Here is a 17,954-nt window from a genome sequence, read left to right on the forward strand (position 1 = left end):
ATCATGGAGACACCAAACACGGACTCCGGACGTACACCGGCAGAGCAGTCTGCCGCCAACGACCTCTCGGTTGCTGACCGCCAGGTCAACATACTTCGGGACAAGCTCAGGCATATCGACCGCCAGCTGGCAGCAGCCACGCAGAACAACTCCAAGCTGGTCAGCATGCTTGAGACCGCGAAGGCGGAGATCCTCCGGCTGAAAAACGCCCTGGACCAGGAAGGGCAGCCGCCCTACAGCTTCGGCACCATCCTTCAGATCAACCCGAGGCGGCAACCCGCTCCGGGCAACAGCGGCCAGGCCGCCACTGAAGAATCGGTGGATATCTTCAACGCCGGGCGGAAGATGCGGGTAGGCATCAGCCCGCTGGTGAACATCAACCAGCTTGCAGTGGGGCAGGAAGTGCTCCTGAACGAGGCTCTCCTGATCGTGGCGGGACTGGGCTACGAGCGCGCCGGTGAGCTTGCCACCCTGAAGGAAATGCTGGGACGCGACCGGGCCCTGGTGGTTGGCCGTGCGGATGAAGAACGCGTGGTCCGGCTTTCCGGCGCCCTCCTCTCCGAGAAACTCCGGGTCGGCGATGCCCTCTCCGTCGACTCGCGGACCGGCTACGCCCTGGAAAAGGTGCCGCGCTCCGAGGTGGAGAACCTGGTCCTGGAGGAAGTTCCGGACATTACCTACGAGGACATCGGCGGCCTTGGCCCGCAGATCGAACAGATCCGCGACGCCGTAGAACTGCCGTTCCTGCACCCGGACCTCTACCGGGAACACGGTCTGAAGGCTCCCAAGGGCATCCTCCTGTACGGTCCTCCCGGCTGCGGCAAGACCCTGATCGCCAAGGCCGTTGCCAACTCGCTCGCCGCCCGCGCCGCGGAACGGTCCGGAAATGTTGACTTGAAGAGCTACTTCCTCAACATCAAGGGGCCTGAGCTCCTGGACAAGTACGTGGGTGAAACAGAGCGGCACATCCGCCTGATCTTCTCCCGCGCCCGGGAAAAGGCCTCTGACGGCAGCCCCGTCGTGGTGTTCTTCGACGAGATGGACTCACTGTTCCGCACCCGCGGCACCGGCATCTCGTCCGACGTCGAGACCACCATCGTGCCGCAGCTCCTCAGCGAGATCGACGGCGTGGAGCGCCTCGACAACGTCATCGTCATCGGCGCGTCCAACCGCGAAGATATGATCGACCCCGCCATCCTCCGGCCCGGCCGGTTGGACGTCAAGGTCAAGATCCAGCGGCCCGATGCAGAAGCTGCTGCAGACATCTTCAACAAATACATCACACCGGATCTGCCGTTCCACGAGTCGGACCTGGCCGAACACAACGGGGACATCCAGGCCACCGTTGACGCCATGGTCCAGCGCACGGTGGAAGCGATGTACTCCACAGACAAGTCCAACGAATTCCTGGAGGTCACCTACGCCAACGGTGACACCGAGATGCTGTACTTCAAGGACTTCAACTCCGGCGCGGTGGTGCAGAACGTGGTGGACCGGGCCAAGAAGTACGCCATCAAGGACCTGCTGACCACGCACCAGAAGGGCCTCCGGATCGAGCACCTGCTGCGCGCGGTGGTGGACGAGTTCCGCGAACACGAGGACATGCCCAACACCACCAATCCGGATGACTGGGCACGGATCTCCGGGAAGAAGGGCGAACGGATCACCTACATCCGCACCATCGTCCAGGGCAAGGCCGGCCAGGAGCCGGGCAAGTCCATCGAGACCATGCCGACCACAGGACAGTATCTATGACGGGTGCACAGGGAACCGTCGGCGGGGAGGGCCTCCCCGCCGGCGGGGCCATGCGCGTCATGGGAGCGGAAACCGAATACGGAATACACGCTCCTTCCGCACCTTCCGCCAACGCCACCATGATGAGCGCCAGGGTGGTGCAGGCCTACGCCCAGGTCACCCGGCAACGCGCTGCAGGTGGAGCCGAAACCCGCTGGGACTACACCGACGAAGAGCCGCTGCACGATGCCCGCGGCTGGACAGTGGACAGGGGCGCCGCGCATCCCACCCAGCTGACCGACCAGCCGCCGGTGCTCGACGCGGAAGCGGTCGCCCTGGCCTACGGCCGCGAGGAACTTGAGCTCGACGGCCAGGACGAGTCCGGGACCCTGCTGATGAACATGGTCCTGGGCAACGGGGCCCGGCTGTACGTGGACCACGCCCACCCTGAATACTCAAGCCCCGAAGTCACCAATCCGCGCGACGCCGTGACCTGGGACGCCGCCGGTGACCTGGTGGGCCTGGCCGCCGTCCGCCGGCTGGCCGCGGATCCTGCCCTCCCACCGGTCAACCTGTACAAGAACAACACGGACAACAAGTCCGTGTCCTACGGTTCGCACGAGAACTACCTCATGCCAAGGTCAGTGCCATTCGGGGACATCGTCCGGGGGCTGACGCCGTTTTTCGTGAGCCGGCAGGTGGTCTGTGGTGCCGGCCGGCTGGGACTCGGCCAGGACAGCTCCATCCCCGGCTTCCAAATCAGCCAGCGGGCGGACTTCTTCGAAGCTGAAGTGGGCCTCGAAACCACCATCCGCAGGCCCATCATCAACACCAGGGACGAGCCGCACTCCACCGCGGACAAATACCGGCGCCTGCACGTGATTATCGGAGACGCCAACCTCAGCCAGGTATCCAACTACCTCAAGTTCGGCACCACGGCTATGGTCCTCAGCCTCATTGAAGCGGGGCTTGCGCCCAAAATCGAGGTCTATGAACCCGTCGCAGCCCTCAAGACCGTCAGCCATGACACCTCCCTGACCGCAAAGCTGCGCCTACTGGACGGGCGGCGCGTCACGGCCCTGGACCTCCAGTGGATCTACCACGAAGCTGCGGCCAAACTCGCGCAGGACACCGGCGTGGGTGACGCCGTGGACGGTGACGGGCATACCCACGAGGTCCTGGAGCGGTGGGCGTCCGTCCTCACCCAGTTGGACAGTGACAGGGCCGCCGCCGCCACCTCTGTGGAATGGCTGGCCAAACTCTCCTTACTGGATGGCTACCGCCAGCGTGACGGGCTGGAGTGGAGCGACGCGCGGCTGGGCCTGGTGGATCTTCAGTGGGCGGACATCAGGCCCGAGAAAGGCCTTTACTACCGCCTGCTGTCCAGGAACCGAATGCAGCGGGTGGTGGATGATGCCGCCATCGCTGCCGCAGTAGCGGAACCGCCGGCGGACACCCGGGCCTTCTTCCGGGGCAAGTGCATCAGCAGCTTTGGCAAGGACGTGGTGGGGGCAAGCTGGGACTCCGTCATCTTTGACGTGCCAGGTTACGGAAGGCTTCAGCGGGTGCCCACCCGGGAGCCCCTGAGGGGAACCAAAGCCCTGACCGGAGCGTTGTTCCAGCGCTATCGGGAGGCCGGACCATTCCTCGGGGAACTGCTGGGACACAACAGCACTCCGCCTGCGGCGTAAACCGCGCCGGAACGTCCGTCCCGTGGCAGGATGGGCATATCGGAGGATCCGCCGGATCCACCGAAGGAAGAAGGAGGGAACCCAATGGCAGGCCAGGAGCAGCAACAGCCCCAGTCACGCGACAGCCAGGTCGACGAAGACATCCCCGATGCACCCCCGGCACCGCCTGAGGCGCAGGCCTCGGCATCAACCGAAGGCGTGGACGATCTGCTCGACGAAATCGACGGCGTTCTGGAATCCAACGCCGAGGAGTTCGTCCGGGCATTCGTCCAAAAGGGCGGCCAGTAACCCGGACCCGGAAGGTGGCGCAAGCCGCGGAAGGCCGGGATCTGTACCGACGTTGAAGTACCACGTTCAAGGAGTGATGAGTGCAGGAATCAACCGCCAACCAGGTAGCCGCAAACGCCACCTCGTCCTTTACGGAACACCTTCTACGGGACCGGCCCGAGCTATTGCCCTTTAACCGGTCCCTCCAAGGTGGTGCGTCTGCTGCTGCTCCGGTGCAGGTCCCGCACGCCACCACCATCGTCGCCATGAGCTATGGCGGCGGTGTCCTGATGGCGGGGGACAGGCGGGCCACCATGGGAAACGTCATCGCCAGCAGGCACATCGAGAAGGTTTTTCCTGCAGACCACTTCTCAGTCCTCGGCATCGCCGGAACAGCGGGCATTGCGATCGACCTGACCCGGCTCTTCCAGGTCGAACTCGAACACTACGAAAAGATCGAAGGCACCCAGCTGAGCCTTGAGGGAAAGGCCAACCGGCTGGGGGCCATGATCAGGGGCAACCTTCCGCTGGCCCTGCAGGGTTTGGCGGTAGTGCCCCTGTTCGCGGGATTCGACACCACCGCCGGTGTTGGCCGGTTGTTTTCCTATGACGTCACCGGCGGCAGGTACGAAGAACACGAACACCACACCGTGGGCTCCGGTTCCGTTTTTGCCCGCGGTGCCCTGAAAAAGCTCTGGCGCCCCAACCTCACCGCAGCCGAGGCACTCTCCGTTGCCGTCGAGTCCCTGTATGACGCCGCCGACGACGATTCCGCCACGGGCGGTCCGGATACCGTCCGTCAACTTTGGCCTGTGGTCTACACGGTGGACAGGACGGGTGCCCGCCGGGTGCCGGAGCCGGAACTTGCGGCTGCTTCCCGCGGCGTGATCGAAGCGCGGACCATCGCCGGACGGGAGGCCTGAGATGACCCAGCAGTTTTATGTCTCGCCCGAACAACTGATGAAGGACCGTGCGGATTTCGCGCGGAAAGGCATCGCCCGGGGCCGCTCTGTGGTGGTCATCAGCTGCGCCGAGGGCATTGCCCTCGTCGCTGAGAACCCTTCGCCGTCCCTCCACAAGATCGGCGAAATCTACGACAAAATCGCGTTTGCCGCTGTGGGCAAGTACAACGAATTTGAGAGCCTTCGCCAGGCCGGGGTGCGTTACGCCGACGTCCGGGGGTACTCCTATGACCGCGAAGACGTGACCGCCCGCGGCCTGGCCAGCGTGTATGCGCAGAGCCTGGGCGCCGTCTTCACCGCGGAGCAGAAGCCCTTTGAGGTGGAGCTTGCCGTCGCAGAAGTGGGCCCGACCCAGGCTGAAGACCACCTGTACCGGCTGACGTTTGACGGCTCGATCGCCGACGAACACAGCTTCGTCGTGATGGGTGGCCAGGCGGAGAAGGTGTCGTCCGCCATCGACGCCGGTTGGCAGGCCTCACTTGGCTTCGCCGACGCCGTGCGGCTGGCACTCAAGGGGCTGACACCCGTCCAGGAGGGGGAGCAGCCGGCAGCGCCGCTGCCGCCCAGCGCGCTCGAAGTGGCCGTGCTGGACAGGCTTTCCGAGAGCACCCGAGGCACGCGGCGCGCCTTCCGCAGGCTTAACGACGCGGACATCACAGCACTGCTGGCCTAGGAGGACCACATGGACAAGAGAATCTTCGGCATCGAAACCGAGTTCGGGATCTCTTACTCGAGCCCGGACTCCAGGCCTCTTGCTCCCGAGGAGGTGGCCCGTTACCTCTTCCGCAAGGTGGTCAGCTGGGGCCGTTCGTCCAACGTGTTCCTGACCAACGGTTCGCGGCTGTACCTCGATGTAGGGTCGCACCCTGAATACGCCACGGCAGAATGCGACGATCTTGCCCAGCTGATCGCCCATGATCGTGCCGGTGAGCTGATCCTTGACGACCTGGTGGATGAGGCGCAGGCCCGGCTGGCTGCTGAAGGGTTCAACGGCACCGTTTACCTGTTCAAGAACAACACAGACTCCGCGGGCAACTCCTACGGCAGCCACGAGAACTACCTGATTCCCCGGCGCGGGGAGTTTTCCCGACTTGCCGAGATCCTGATTCCGTTCCTCGTAACCCGGCAGCTCATTGCCGGGGCCGGAAAGATCCTGAAGACCCCCCATGGGGCGACCTACGCGTTCTCCCAGCGCGCCGACCACATCTGGGAGGGTGTCTCCTCCGCCACCACCCGGTCCCGCCCCATCATCAACACCAGGGACGAGCCGCACGCAGATGCCGAGTTCTACCGGCGGCTGCACGTCATCGTCGGAGACTCCAACATGTCCGAGGCGACGGCCCTGATGAAGATCGGCACCGTGGACCTGGTTCTTCGGATGATCGAAGCGGGCGTGATCATGCGTGACATGCGGATGGAAAACCCCATCCGGAGCATCCGGGAAATTTCCCACGACCTCAGCGGCCGCGCACTGGTCCGCCTGGCCAACGGCCGCCAACTCACAGCCCTTGAAATCCAGCAGGAATACCTGACCAAGGTCACGGCGTTCGTCAAGGAACACGGCGCCCACAACCAGCACGTTCCCGTGATCCTGGATCTGTGGGAACGCACGCTGCGCGCCATCGAAACGGGTGACACCAGGGGCATCGACACGGAAATCGACTGGGCCATCAAGAAGAAGCTGATGGACAACTACCGCGAACGGCACGGCCTGGGCCTGGAGGCCCCCCGGATCGCCCAGCTCGACCTTACCTACCATGACATTTCCCGCAGCCGGGGACTCTTCTACCTGCTGCAGTCCCGGGGCGCGGTACGCCGGATCGTCGACGACACGGTCATCAAGAGTGCCGTGGACGCGCCTCCGCAGACCACCCGCGCAAAGCTCCGGGGGGACTTTGTCCGCCGGGCACAGGAACTGGGGCGCGACTACACGGTTGATTGGGTGCACCTGAAGTTGAACGACCGTGCCCACCAGACAATCCTCTGCAAGGACCCCTTCCGCAGCGTCGATGAGCGGGTGGGCGCGCTGCTGGACTCCATGGGCTGATCGGCTCCGGGCTGACGTCCAGCTTCAGGGTCTATTCTGGATAGGGTCCTTTTTAAAGGGACCCTCTCCACGGCACTGTCCGCCGCCATGCGGAATGTCGTATCCACCCTGCCCCGACGAAAGTTTTCCTACGTGCGCCGACTACTAGCAATCCTCCTCCCCGGCCTGCTGCTCCTGACCGCCTGCGGAGGTACAGCCTCCCAGCCCGAGCCCAGCAGCCAGTCCGCCGGGGAGACTGCAAAGTTCGACTCCCTCAAGCTGACCGACAACGGCGACAAGAAGGCCCCGGGTGTGGACTTCGACAAGCCGCTGACCGTCACCCAGCCCACCATCAAAGTGGTCTCCGAAGGCAGCGGCGACACCGTGAAGGCCAACCAGGTCGCCAAAATCTCCATCCTGGCCCTGAACGGCACGGACGGATCCCAGCTGGAGGATACGTTCCCCAACGAACCTCAAAGCTTCGAGCTCAACGATGAGCTCAAGACCAGCAACGCCGTCATCTACAACGCTTTCGTTGGCGCAAAGGTGGGTTCCAGCCTTGCCCTCGCCGTCCCAGGCCAGCAGAGTGCACCGTCGGCAAGTCCCAGCCCGTCCGACAGCGCAAGCCCCAGCGCCAGCGCCGCTGCCGATCCCACCCAGTTGCTGATCATCAAGGTTCTTTCCGCTTCGGACCCCACTCCCGTCCTGGACAAGCCGCAGGGTGAAACCGTGTCGCCTCAGGCGGGGCTGCCCACGGTGACTGAAAAGGACGGCGTACCGGAAATCAACGTGGCGGGTGCGGCCGCGCCCAAGTCTCTCGTATCGCAGGACCTGATTAAGGGCAGCGGTGCCACCGTCAAGGAATCCGACACGCTCACCGTGAACTATGTCGGCGTCAACCTCAGCGACGGCACCAAGTTCGATTCCAGCTTTGACCGTGGCCAGCCGGCCACCTTCCCGCTCTCCGGCGTCATCAAGGGCTGGACCCAGGGCCTGACCGGTAAAACCGTAGGCTCCCGCGTCCTGCTGGTCATCCCCAAGGACCTGGCCTACGGCGACGCCGGCCAGGGCCAGGCGAAGGGTGACCTAGTGTTCGTAGTGGACATCCTCGGGGTCAAGTAGCAAGACTTACAGGGACGCCGCGTCCTCCGCGGCAACCATAAGCACCGACATATAGGAGCAAGCATGTCATTTGGACAGCGGGAATTCGACCGCCAGAAGCCCGAGATCGATTTCCCGGAAGGCGACGTCCCCACGGAACTGGTCATTACCGACATCATCGAGGGTGACGGCCGCGAAGCCAAGGCAGGGGACACGGTCTCCACCCACTACGTCGGCGTTGCGTGGTCCACTGGCGAGGAGTTCGACGCCTCGTGGGGTCGCGGCGCACCGCTGGACTTCCGCGTCGGCGTCGGCCAGGTCATCCAGGGCTGGGACCAGGGGCTGCTGGGCATGAAGGTGGGCGGCCGCCGCCGCCTGGAAATCCCGTCAGAGCTGGCCTACGGCTCCCGTGGCGCCGGCGGGGCCATCGCCCCCAACGAAGCCCTGATCTTCGTCGTGGACCTCGTCGGGGTCCGCTGACCCCAACCAGGAACGAGCCAATGAGCGCGGCTGGATGGAGGGCAACCCTCCGTCCAGCCGCGCTTTCTGCTTTCCCCGGGGGAGTTTAGTAACGTAACCAACGTGTCCGTAACCCGCACTGAACGACTCCTCAACCTGTTGATCGCGCTGCTCAACACCCGCTACGGGCTCCACCGGAGCGAGCTGCGCGACAAGGTCTACCACGACACGTCCGGCAACGACGTCGCGTTCGGGCGGATGTTCGAGCGGGACAAGAATGACCTGCGGGCGATGGGCTTTGACGTCGAGACACTGACGGAGCTGGGCTGGAGCGAAGACGATCCCGCCACCACCCGGTACCGGATCGGCAAAGAATCCAACCGGCTCCCTGATGTCGAGCTTGGGCCCGAGGAGTGGACCGTCCTCCTGCTGGCCTCCCAGCTCTGGGAGCGTGCTGCGCTGGGCACGGCAGCCCAAAGCGCACTGCGGAAGCTGCAGGCATCCGGGCAGCTGGCAGAGGTGGAACTGCCTGCCGGAGTCCAGCCTCGTATCAAACCGGCAGGGCAGGCCTTCGACGACATCGTGGCAGCCATGCACGCCCGGCATCCCGTGACCTTCACGTACCTGGCAGGCAGCACTGGCAAGGAGGAAGAACGGACTGTTGAGCCTTGGGGCCTGGGCAGCCGCTTCGGCCAGTGGTACCTGATGGGCTACGACCGGGCCCGTAAGGCCGCACGGCAGTTCCGGCTTTCCCGCCTCACCAGCGCCGTAACCACCCTCCCACGAGAACAGTACGAGCCGCCGGCCGACTTCAACATCCGGGCGGAGCTGGACCGGCTGCCTGAACTGCCGCTGCGCACCGCCGTCGTGGATGTCCGGAATGGGCACCTCCTGGCCCTTCGCCAGCGGGCGGTCCAGGATGCCGCATTGCAGGCCTCCGGCCGGGCCCGCGACGGCTACGACCGGCTCTTCGTGGAGTACCGTGACCCGGAAATCCTGGCCGAAGAACTGGCATCTTACGGGCCGGACTCCCTGGCAGTGGAACCCGCCGGACTCACCGGGGCCGTACGCCGGCGGCTGCAGGGCGCTGCAGACTTCAGCGCTGCGCCTGTCCCCGCATATACCTTCACCGACACCCGTGCACGCACCGGCAGGAAAGGGACCTCGGAGGACCAGCTCAAGCGAATGCTGCAGCTGGTGCCCTTCCTGGTCCACAACCAGGGCCTCCACATCCAGGACGTCGCCCGCCACTTCGGGGTCACCCGCGAAGAACTCGAGGCGGACCTCCGGATCCTCATTTGCTCCGGATTGCCCGGGGGCTATCCGGATGACCTGCTCGACATCCAGTGGGAGGACGACCACGTCTTCATCACCCAGGACCTTGACCTGAAAAAGCCGGTCCGGTTCACCGTCGAGGAGGCCTGCGCCCTGCTGACGGGGCTCGAGACACTCAATGGACTGCCTGACCTGCCGGGCGGGGGCGCCCTGGAATCGGTCACCCTGAAGCTCCTGGCCGCCGCCGGGGAGGAAGGCCTGCGCGCTGCTTCCATCGCCGGCCCGGAGGTGGCACCCGCGGACGCTGGGACGCACGCCACTGTCCGCCAGGCCATCGAGTCCCGTTCGCAGCTCCACCTAACGTACTTGTCACCTCAGCGGGACGCGGTCACGGAACGCGTCGTGGACCCACTGCGGCTCTATTCCCTGGACAACACGTGGTACTTCGAAGCCTGGTGCCACCTGGTGGACGGGCTCCGGAACTTCCGCCTGGACCGGGTACAGGACGTGCGCCCCAACGGGGCGCCCGCCGGCAAGGCGGGGGAACGGGACAGGGGCGTCCCGGCCAAGCTGTTCACCCCCAACGACGACGACACAACCGTCACGGTCCAACTCACCCGGCAGGGGAGGGGGCTGGCGGAGGACTATTACGCGGAGCGGACAGCCGAACTTCCGGACGGCGGCCTGGTGGCAGAGATCCGGTTCGGCAGCACGGGGTGGCTGCCAATGTTCGTGGCCCAGCACGGTGGCGCGGCCCGCATCCTGGCGCCCACCGACGTAGCCGCCGCCGCGCGGGACTGGCTGGCGGCCGCCCTGGACAGCTACGCCGGATAGACTTTCCAACATGCCTTGGTGGTCCTGGATTCTCATATGGGTGGCGCTCGTCGCCGTATCCCTTCTTTTCTATGTCCTGCTGGGCATCCGTCTTTTCCGGCAGTTCATGGCGACCATGAAGGACCTGAGCGCCGCAGGCGCGAAGCTGGGGCACTTGGGACCCACTGAGGTCCCGGACGAATCCGGTGATTTGTCACGTGCCGTGCCGGGCTCTGCTGTTTTTGCCTCACCCGCTGTCATGCGACATGATTACGAGGCATCCAAACTGGCGCGGCGCGAAGAACGCCGGCGCAGGCGAGTGCAGCGCAAAAAGGACCGGGGCCAGCCACAGGCGCTCGGAGATCTCGACTTCACATAGAAGTAGGATGTAGTTAGAGGAAAGGATTTCCCGTGGGAAGACTCTTTGATGGCCCCTGGCCAATCGTAATCATCATCATCGTTGCTTTGCTTCTCTTCGCCGCCCCCAAGCTTCCGGCCATGGCCCGCAGCCTGGGCCAGTCCATGCGGATCATCAAGTCCGAGGTCAAGGAAATGAAGAACGACGGCAAGGCCGACTCCACCACCGACGCCTCCGGGCCGGTGGAAGGCACCATCGTGAACCACCCCAAGGCGAAGCCCGGTGAGCCGACAGACGGCACTGACGTTCCGCCGTCGACCCGCGCCTGACCTCCCGTGGCACTGTCGCGGGCCCGTAAAGCCAACCCCGAGGGGCGGATGTCGCTTTGGGAGCACCTCAAGGAGCTGAAGAACCGGCTGATCAAGTCGGCGATCGGCGTCGTCATCGGCGGCATTGGGGGCTGGATACTTTACGATCCGCTGCTGAAGGCCCTGGCGGAGCCGGTAGACCGGATTTCGAATGAGACCGGCGGCCTCGCAGCCATCAACTTCGGGACCATCGCGTCGCCCTTCGACTTCAAGCTGCAGATGTCGCTCCTGATCGGTGCTGTCATCTCCAGCCCCATCTGGATCTACCAGCTCTGGGCGTTCATCACGCCCGGCCTGACCTCCAAGGAGCGGCGCTACACCCTGGGTTACATGGCCGCCGCCATCCCGCTGTTCCTGGCCGGAATCTGGGTGGGCTGGCTCGTGGTTCCCCAAGTGGTCCACGCGCTGACCCAGTTCACCCCCGCCGGTTCCTCCAGCGTCATTGATGCCAGGACCTACATCGAATTCGTCACCCGCATGGTGCTGATGCTCGGCCTGGCCTTCCTGGTTCCCGTGGTGCTGGTTGGCGTCAACATGGCGGGCATTGTGTCCGGCCGCACCATCCTCAAGGCCTGGCGCATCACGGTTTTCCTGGTCTTTGTCCTGGCTGCAATCGCCGCCCCGGGTGCTGACGCCATATCGATGTTCATGCTCGCGGGACCGCTGCTTGCACTGTTCTTCGCAGCAATCGGCATCTGCATCATGAACGACAAGCGCCGCGACCGACGCCAGGCCCGGCAGGTGGAGGAGACCGAGGCCACTGCAGACATCGCCACCCCAAGCAGCGAACTCAAGAAGCTCTAGGCTGCCGTTAGGCTTGGGGTATGTCCTCCACCACCGGACCCTTCTCCACCGGCCCCATCGATCCTGAAGAGCTGTCTCCCGCTGAGCGCTACCGTGCCAGCGCCGAACGCAGGGCCGAGTCCGCCACCCCCCTCGGAGCGTTCAGCAGGACCCTGGACTTCGAGCTGGATGACTTCCAGAAGCAGGCATGCCGTTCCCTCCAGGAGGGCAGGGGAGTACTGGTGGCGGCCCCGACCGGTGCCGGCAAGACCATCGTGGGTGAGTTTGCCATCTACCTCGCCCTGCAGCGCGGCCTGAAGGCCTTCTACACCACGCCCATTAAGGCGCTCAGCAACCAGAAGTTCAGCGAACTCACCGAAAAGTATGGTGCGGACAACGTTGGCCTCCTGACCGGTGACACCAGCATCAACGGTGATGCCCAGGTGGTGGTCATGACCACGGAAGTCCTGCGGAACATGCTCTACGCGGAGTCGGCCACCCTGGATGACCTCGGCTACGTGGTGATGGATGAAGTCCACTACCTTGCCGACCGGTTCCGCGGGGCAGTGTGGGAGGAAGTGATCATCCACCTGCCCACCGAGGTGCAGGTCGCCTCGCTCAGTGCCACGGTCTCCAACGCGGAGGAATTCGGCGCTTGGCTGGACACCGTCCGCGGTGACACCGACATTATCGTTTCCGAACACCGGCCAGTGCCGCTGTGGCAGCACGTCATGGTGGGCCGGCAAATCATGGACCTGTTCGCCGGGGAAACCACCTTTGACGAGATCGCCCCGCCCGTTGAGGATGAGGACCAGCAACCTGCCAAGCCCGGCAAATCTGCCGACAACACCAAGGGGCGCGGCTTCGACGTCAACCCGGACCTGCTCACGGTGGCGCAGAGCGAAACCCAGCAGAGTTTCCGCAGCCGTCCGGGGCCCGGGGGCCGCGGCCAACGCGGCAGGCGCGGAAACGACCGCCTGGGGCGGGGCGGAGAGCCCAGGGGAGTGCGGCCGGCCAGCCGCCCGCAGATCATCGCGAGCCTGGACCGGATGGATCTCCTGCCTGCCATCACCTTCATCTTTTCCCGCGCCGGCTGCGAGGCAGCGGTGGCCCAGTGTGTCGGGTCCGGACTGTGGCTCACCACGGAAAGGGAGCAGCGGATCATCGCCCAGCGCGTGGATGAAGCCGGGCAGGACATCCCGCCGGACGACCTCGACGTCCTGGGCTTCTGGACCTGGCGGGATGGCCTGGTCCGCGGTTTTGCTGCCCACCACGCCGGGATGCTGCCCACCTTCAAGGAGGTAGTGGAGAAGCTCTTCGCCGACGGACTGGTGAAGGCTGTCTTCGCCACGGAAACCCTTGCCTTGGGCGTCAACATGCCCGCGCGTTCCGTGGTGCTGGAAAAGCTGGACAAGTTCAACGGCGAAGCCCACGTGGACATCACTGCTGGTGAATACACCCAACTGACCGGCCGGGCTGGCCGCCGCGGGATTGACGTCGAGGGCCACGCCGTGGTGCTGTGGCAGCCCGGAACGGACCCGACGGCGGTGGCAGGCCTGGCGTCCCGGCGCACCTACCCGCTCAATTCGAGCTTCCGGCCCACCTACAACATGAGCATCAACCTCCTGGCGCAGTTTGGCCGGTCCCGGGCCCGCGAAATCCTGGAATCCTCCTTTGCCCAGTTCCAGGCCGACCGCTCCGTTGTGGGCCTGGCCAGGCAGGTACGCAGCCGCGAGGAATCCCTGGCAGGCTACGCCAAGTCCATGACCTGCCACCTGGGCGACTTCACGGAGTATGCCCGGCTGCGCAGGGAACTCTCTGATGCCGAGAGCGCCACGTCCCGGACCAAGTCACGGGTCCAGAAGTCGCTCAGTGGCGACTCCCTTGCCCGTCTCCTGCCGGGGGACGTGGTGAACGTCCCCGGCGGACGCGCCCCGGGGCCCGCCGTCGTGCTCAGCTCCGACCACGGCAGCCGCGAACCCCGGCCTGCCGTGCTCACGCTGGACAACCAGTTGCGCCGCATTGGTACGGATGACCTGGAAGGTCCCATCGCGCCGGTGACCCGGATCCGCATCCCGAAGTCGTTCAATGCCAAGGTGCCCAAGTCACGGCGCGATCTTGCGTCCTCCGCCCGGAACGCGCTGCGGGAGAACCGGCCGCCCGCTCCCGGCCAGAACCGCAACCACGATTTTGGCCGCGGCGCAGCCTTCCCCAACCAGGAGAAGCGCATTGCCGCCCTGCGCCGGGCCCTGAAGGCGCACCCCTGCCATGGATGCAGCGAACGGGAAGACCACGCCCGGTGGTCGGAGCGCTGGTGGAAGCTGCGGCGCGAAACGGACGGGCTGGTCCGACAGATCCAGGGCCGGACCAACACCATCGCCAAAACCTTCGACCGGGTCTGCGATGTCCTGTCCGCCTACGGATATTTGGAGGAGACCGGGGACGGCGGGCTCAAGATCAGCCCGGATGGCCAGCGGCTGCGCCGGATCTACGGCGAGAAGGACCTGCTGATCTCGCAGTCCCTGCGCCTGGGCGCCTTCGATGACCTGGACGCCGCCGAAGTGGCCGCCCTGGCCAGCGTCCTGGTATTCCAGGCCAAACGCGAAGACCGGGGACTGCGGCCGCGGATGCCCAGCGTCTCCCTGGAAACTTCGGTGGACATCGTGGTGAGGGAGTGGTCCGCGCTTGAGGACGTGGAAGAGGAGAACAAGCTTCCGCTGACCGGCGAGCCTGAACTGGGCCTGGTCTGGCCCCTCTACAAGTGGGCCCGCGGCCGCCACCTGCAGGATGTCCTGAGCGGCACCGACCTCGCGGCCGGCGACTTTGTCCGCTGGGTCAAACAGGTGGTGGACCTCCTGGACCAGCTGGCAAAGATCCCCGGCCTTGATCCGCGGCTGGCACGGCTTTGCGCCGAAGCCATCAACCTCATCCGCCGCGGCGTCGTGGCCTACTCATCCGTCCTTTAGTCCCGCTTTTACCCCTGCCGGCCGCCGCCGGCCTGTTCAAACCCCAGGAGTCACTCCCACTATGCCCAGCCCTGAAGCCACGTCCCGCCCCGCCCCGGTGCTGTACCGGAATGGGTCCGTCTACACCGCTGCGGACCCCTTCGCCACGGCCATGCTGGTGGACGGCGACACCGTTGCCTGGGTCGGGTCGGAGCAGGCGGCATCGTCCATTGCCGACAGCTCCATGGAGGTCATCGACCTCCATGGAGCCCTGGTGGCCCCCGGGTTCGTCGATTCGCACATGCACCTGACCGAAACCGGAATCGCACTGGAGTCACTGCAGCTGGGAGCCGTGACCTCCGCCCGCGCCCTGCTGGACGCAGTTGCCGGTGCCGGTGGTAACGGGCCACTGCTTGGCCACGGTTGGGACGAGACCACCTGGGCGGACTCCACCCTGCCCAGCGCCGAGGAACTGGAGCGGGCAGCGGGCGGCCGTCCGGTGTACCTGTCACGGGTGGACGTGCATTCGGCGCTGGTCTCGCCCGCGCTGGCACAGTCCGCGGACCTGCGCGGCAAGGACGGGTACGACGGCGGCGCCCGGGTAACGCGGGCGGCCCACGAAGCAGCCCGGCTGGCAACGCGCCGGCTGCCGCAGGAGTCACTGAAGCGGCACCAGGAGCGTGCCCTGGCGGAGGCAGCGGCCAACGGTTACGTCGCCGTGGCGGAGATGGGGGCGCCGCATATCGGGGGCGCCGAGGATCTCAGGTTTGCTGCCGCCTGGAACGGTGGTGTGGACGGAGGCGGGCGGTTTCCCGAGGTGCTGCCTTATTGGGGCGAGCTGGTTTCGTCCGAGGAGCAGGCCCGCGTCCTCGTTGGGCAGTTCGAAGGAGGCATCCGCGGCCTTGCCGGCGACCTCAACATTGACGGTTCGCTGGGTTCGCGCACCGCAGCGCTGCGGGCCGGCTACAGCGATGCAGCCCAGGAGCGCGGCGCGCTCTACCTCAGCGTGGACCAGGCGGCGGCACACCTTGCCGCGTGTTCCCTCGCCGGGATCCAGGGCGGGTTCCACGTGATCGGTGATGCCGGGCTTGATGCCGCGCTGGAAGCGCTGGACCTGGCGGCCAAGGAGGTAGGGGAGCAGCGGGTGCGTGCCGCCGGCCACCGGTTTGAGCATGTGGAGATGGCTGATGCCGCTGCTGTGGCCAAGCTGGCCCACTTCTCCGTGACGGTCAGCGCCCAGCCGGCCTTCGATGCAGCCTGGGGCGGAGCAGGCGGACTTTACGAGCAGAGGCTGGGGGAGCGCAGCCGGTCCATGAATCCGTTCGCCGCCTTCTACTCGGCGGGGGTTCCTGTGTGCTTTGGCAGTGACAGTCCCGTCACCCCCCTCCGTCCGTGGGCCAGCGTGCGCGCCTGCGTGGAACATCACAACGCGGCAGAACGGATTTCCGCACGGGCAGCGTTCCTGGGCCACACCCGCGCCGGCTGGAGGGCAGCCCGTCACGCAAACCCCATGGCGGGCCAGCTGGTTCCCGGGGCGCCCGCCAGTTTTGCCGTCTGGGAGGTGGAGGAACTGATGGTCCAGGTGGCCGATGGGCGGGTACAGTCCTGGAGCACCGATCCGCGGGCGAGGACCCCCCTGCTGCCCGCCCTGGACACCGGCTCGGACCCGGTATGCCTTCAGACCGTCAAAAACGGCACCGAACTGTTCGCCAGCCCGGCACTGCGTTCCTGACCCGGGAACCGTCCGCCCTATAATGGGGAGTTGCGCCCGGCGCCGGCAAGCCCGGCACCCGGTGCACCGACCACTTCCACCAGGAAAGGCCCTTTGTGCGCGTCCTTACGATCATTCCCACCTACAACGAACTGGAATCGCTGCCCAAGACGCTCCAGCGCCTTCGGAAGGCCGTTCCGGCGTCGGACGTGCTGGTGGTTGATGACAACAGCCCTGACGGCACCGGGCAACTTGCCGACGGCGTCGCCGCCGAGGATTCCCAGGTCCATGTCCTGCACCGCAAGGGCAAGGAAGGCCTGGGCGCCGCCTACATTGCCGGTTTCAAGTGGGGGCTGGAGGCCGGCTACGACGTCCTGGTCGAAATGGACGCAGACGGTTCCCACCAGCCCGAACAGCTTCCCCAACTGCTCGAAGCGGTGGACCAGGGCGCAGACCTGGCCATGGGGTCGCGCTGGGTTCCCGGCGGCAGCGTGGTCAACTGGCCGCTGTACCGCCAGGCGATTTCCCGCGTGGGAAGCACCTACGCCCGGCTGATGCTGGGCCTGCCCATCAAGGACGTGACGGGCGGCTTCCGCGCGTTCCGCAGGACTACCCTGGAGAAGCTCAACCTGGACCAGGTGGACTCGGTGGGCTACGGCTTCCAGGTGGACCTGGCGTGGCGTGTTGCCAAGCTGGGCCTCCGCATTGAGGAACGGCCCATCACCTTCGTTGAGCGTGAGCTGGGAGCGTCGAAGATGAGCGGCAACATTGTCGTCGAAGCCATGATCAACGTCACCAAGTGGGGTCTGGCCGCCCGGTGGAACACCCTGGCCGGCAAGCTGAAGAACAAGCAGGCATGATCCTCCGTTAGGCGCGGAACCGCAGGGTTCGAACATGCTGGAAAGGGGGCGGCCCCGCACCGAAGTGCGGGGCCGCCCCCTTTTTCTGCGGCTGGCCTGCCTAGGCCGAGCGGCGCTCTCCGCGGCGTTCGCGGAGGATGGTTAGCCGGTCCTCGAGGATCTGTTCGAGTTCAGGCAGGGAACGGCGTTCCAGCAACATGTCCCAGTGGGTGCGCACTGCCTTGTCGTTGCTGGTGTCCGGCTTCTCGCCGTCGACCAGGAGCGCTTCCTTGCCGGTCTTGGAGACCCACACCGGAGGAATTTCCGCCTCGGAGGAGAACGTGACGAAGACCTGCTCGCCATCCGCGCAACGGTATTCAACCCGCTGGCGCGGAGCCGGCTCAACTCCGGACTCGGTCTCCATGCTCTGCGCACCAAGGCGCATGCCCCGCAGGCTGCGATCGCTCATGTTTTCTCCCTCTGGTCGGTTCGCGGATCAGTTCTCCGCGCTAGCCGGTGGCGCCGTGGCACCGCCGGACTACTGTGTGCACTGTGCTGCATCATTGGATTCAACGCATTGCGAAGCTTGGTTGTTCCAGCCGGTATACTCCTGCCGGACAAA

16 protein-coding genes are annotated in these 17,954 nt (G+C 65.5%); 15 read left to right on the forward strand and 1 reads right to left on the reverse strand.

Annotated elements, in window-relative coordinates; all coding sequences use genetic code 11:
- The first annotated feature begins 3 nt into the window (after nt 1-3).
- From arc to ACIGJD_RS10290, 15 genes are all read left to right on the forward strand, one after another.
- The gene (gene arc / locus ACIGJD_RS10220; protein ID WP_483686116.1) at nt 4-1,755 is read left to right on the forward strand and encodes a proteasome ATPase; all 1,752 of its coding nucleotides are present in this window, start codon (nt 4-6) and stop codon (nt 1,753-1,755) included.
- The gene (gene dop / locus ACIGJD_RS10225; protein ID WP_483686117.1) at nt 1,752-3,425 is read left to right on the forward strand and encodes a depupylase/deamidase Dop; all 1,674 of its coding nucleotides are present in this window, start codon (nt 1,752-1,754) and stop codon (nt 3,423-3,425) included. Before arc ends, dop begins: the two co-directional genes overlap by 4 nt.
- A gap of 84 nt (nt 3,426-3,509) precedes the next feature.
- Nucleotides 3,510-3,713, forward strand: coding sequence for a ubiquitin-like protein Pup (locus ACIGJD_RS10230; RefSeq protein WP_483686118.1), 204 nt, complete (start codon nt 3,510-3,512; stop codon nt 3,711-3,713).
- Nucleotides 3,714-3,793: 80 nt separating this feature from the next.
- Complete coding sequence (prcB, locus tag ACIGJD_RS10235) at nt 3,794-4,615, forward strand: proteasome subunit beta (protein WP_142133826.1); 822 nt, start codon at nt 3,794-3,796, stop codon at nt 4,613-4,615.
- Nucleotide 4,616: 1 nt separating this feature from the next.
- Nucleotides 4,617-5,327 (forward strand): proteasome subunit alpha, encoded by a 711-nt coding sequence (gene prcA / locus ACIGJD_RS10240; protein ID WP_483686119.1) that lies wholly within the window; start codon nt 4,617-4,619, stop codon nt 5,325-5,327.
- 9 nt (nt 5,328-5,336) lie between these two features.
- Nucleotides 5,337-6,701, forward strand: coding sequence for a Pup--protein ligase (gene pafA, locus ACIGJD_RS10245; RefSeq protein WP_483686120.1), 1,365 nt, complete (start codon nt 5,337-5,339; stop codon nt 6,699-6,701).
- A 132-nt stretch (nt 6,702-6,833) separates the two neighbouring features.
- On the forward strand, nt 6,834-7,802 hold the full coding sequence (locus ACIGJD_RS10250) for an FKBP-type peptidyl-prolyl cis-trans isomerase (protein ID WP_483686121.1): 969 nt from the start codon (nt 6,834-6,836) through the stop codon (nt 7,800-7,802).
- Nucleotides 7,803-7,865: 63 nt separating this feature from the next.
- Nucleotides 7,866-8,261 (forward strand): FKBP-type peptidyl-prolyl cis-trans isomerase, encoded by a 396-nt coding sequence (locus ACIGJD_RS10255; RefSeq protein WP_483686122.1) that lies wholly within the window; start codon nt 7,866-7,868, stop codon nt 8,259-8,261.
- A gap of 102 nt (nt 8,262-8,363) precedes the next feature.
- On the forward strand, nt 8,364-10,349 hold the full coding sequence (locus ACIGJD_RS10260) for a helix-turn-helix transcriptional regulator (protein WP_483686123.1): 1,986 nt from the start codon (nt 8,364-8,366) through the stop codon (nt 10,347-10,349).
- A 10-nt stretch (nt 10,350-10,359) separates the two neighbouring features.
- Nucleotides 10,360-10,707 carry a hypothetical protein gene (locus ACIGJD_RS10265; protein WP_483686124.1) on the forward strand — a complete coding sequence of 116 codons (348 nt, stop codon included), beginning with the start codon at nt 10,360-10,362 and terminating at the stop codon, nt 10,705-10,707.
- Between the two features lie 32 nt (nt 10,708-10,739).
- Nucleotides 10,740-11,015 carry a Sec-independent protein translocase subunit TatA gene (tatA, locus tag ACIGJD_RS10270; RefSeq protein ID WP_142133819.1) on the forward strand — a complete coding sequence of 92 codons (276 nt, stop codon included), beginning with the start codon at nt 10,740-10,742 and terminating at the stop codon, nt 11,013-11,015.
- 48 nt (nt 11,016-11,063) lie between these two features.
- Nucleotides 11,064-11,858, forward strand: a complete 795-nt coding sequence (gene tatC, locus ACIGJD_RS10275) for a twin-arginine translocase subunit TatC (RefSeq protein WP_483689467.1) — start codon at nt 11,064-11,066, stop codon at nt 11,856-11,858.
- Nucleotides 11,859-11,878: 20 nt separating this feature from the next.
- Nucleotides 11,879-14,803 carry a DEAD/DEAH box helicase gene (locus ACIGJD_RS10280; RefSeq protein ID WP_483686125.1) on the forward strand — a complete coding sequence of 975 codons (2,925 nt, stop codon included), beginning with the start codon at nt 11,879-11,881 and terminating at the stop codon, nt 14,801-14,803.
- A 61-nt stretch (nt 14,804-14,864) separates the two neighbouring features.
- Nucleotides 14,865-16,514, forward strand: coding sequence for an amidohydrolase (locus ACIGJD_RS10285; protein WP_483686126.1), 1,650 nt, complete (start codon nt 14,865-14,867; stop codon nt 16,512-16,514).
- A 95-nt stretch (nt 16,515-16,609) separates the two neighbouring features.
- Nucleotides 16,610-17,353, forward strand: coding sequence for a polyprenol monophosphomannose synthase (locus tag ACIGJD_RS10290; protein WP_142133815.1), 744 nt, complete (start codon nt 16,610-16,612; stop codon nt 17,351-17,353).
- 100 nt (nt 17,354-17,453) lie between these two features.
- Here the strand turns inward: ACIGJD_RS10290 and ACIGJD_RS10295 are convergent, their stop codons facing one another.
- Nucleotides 17,454-17,801: an RNA polymerase-binding protein RbpA gene (locus tag ACIGJD_RS10295; protein ID WP_026266052.1), complete on the reverse strand. Its 348-nt coding sequence runs from the start codon at nt 17,799-17,801 to the stop codon at nt 17,454-17,456.
- Between the last annotated feature and the right edge of the window lie 153 nt (nt 17,802-17,954).

Source organism: Arthrobacter sp. E1SS-5 (assembly GCF_057073715.1).

Bases quoted from the DNA above. Each gene is read 5' to 3' on its own strand.
- arc (WP_483686116.1), top strand. From the start codon at position 4: ATGGAGACACCAAACACGGACTCCGGACGTACACCGGCAGAGCAGTCT.
- dop (WP_483686117.1), top strand. From the start codon at position 1,752: ATGACGGGTGCACAGGGAACCGTCGGCGGGGAGGGCCTCCCCGCCGGC.
- ACIGJD_RS10230 (WP_483686118.1), top strand. From the start codon at position 3,510: ATGGCAGGCCAGGAGCAGCAACAGCCCCAGTCACGCGACAGCCAGGTC.
- prcA (WP_483686119.1), top strand. From the start codon at position 4,617: ATGACCCAGCAGTTTTATGTCTCGCCCGAACAACTGATGAAGGACCGT.
- pafA (WP_483686120.1), top strand. From the start codon at position 5,337: ATGGACAAGAGAATCTTCGGCATCGAAACCGAGTTCGGGATCTCTTAC.
- ACIGJD_RS10255 (WP_483686122.1), top strand. From the start codon at position 7,866: ATGTCATTTGGACAGCGGGAATTCGACCGCCAGAAGCCCGAGATCGAT.
- ACIGJD_RS10265 (WP_483686124.1), top strand. From the start codon at position 10,360: ATGCCTTGGTGGTCCTGGATTCTCATATGGGTGGCGCTCGTCGCCGTA.
- tatC (WP_483689467.1), top strand. From the start codon at position 11,064: ATGTCGCTTTGGGAGCACCTCAAGGAGCTGAAGAACCGGCTGATCAAG.
- ACIGJD_RS10280 (WP_483686125.1), top strand. From the start codon at position 11,879: ATGTCCTCCACCACCGGACCCTTCTCCACCGGCCCCATCGATCCTGAA.
- ACIGJD_RS10285 (WP_483686126.1), top strand. From the start codon at position 14,865: ATGCCCAGCCCTGAAGCCACGTCCCGCCCCGCCCCGGTGCTGTACCGG.
- ACIGJD_RS10295 (WP_026266052.1), bottom strand. From the start codon at position 17,801: ATGAGCGATCGCAGCCTGCGGGGCATGCGCCTTGGTGCGCAGAGCATG.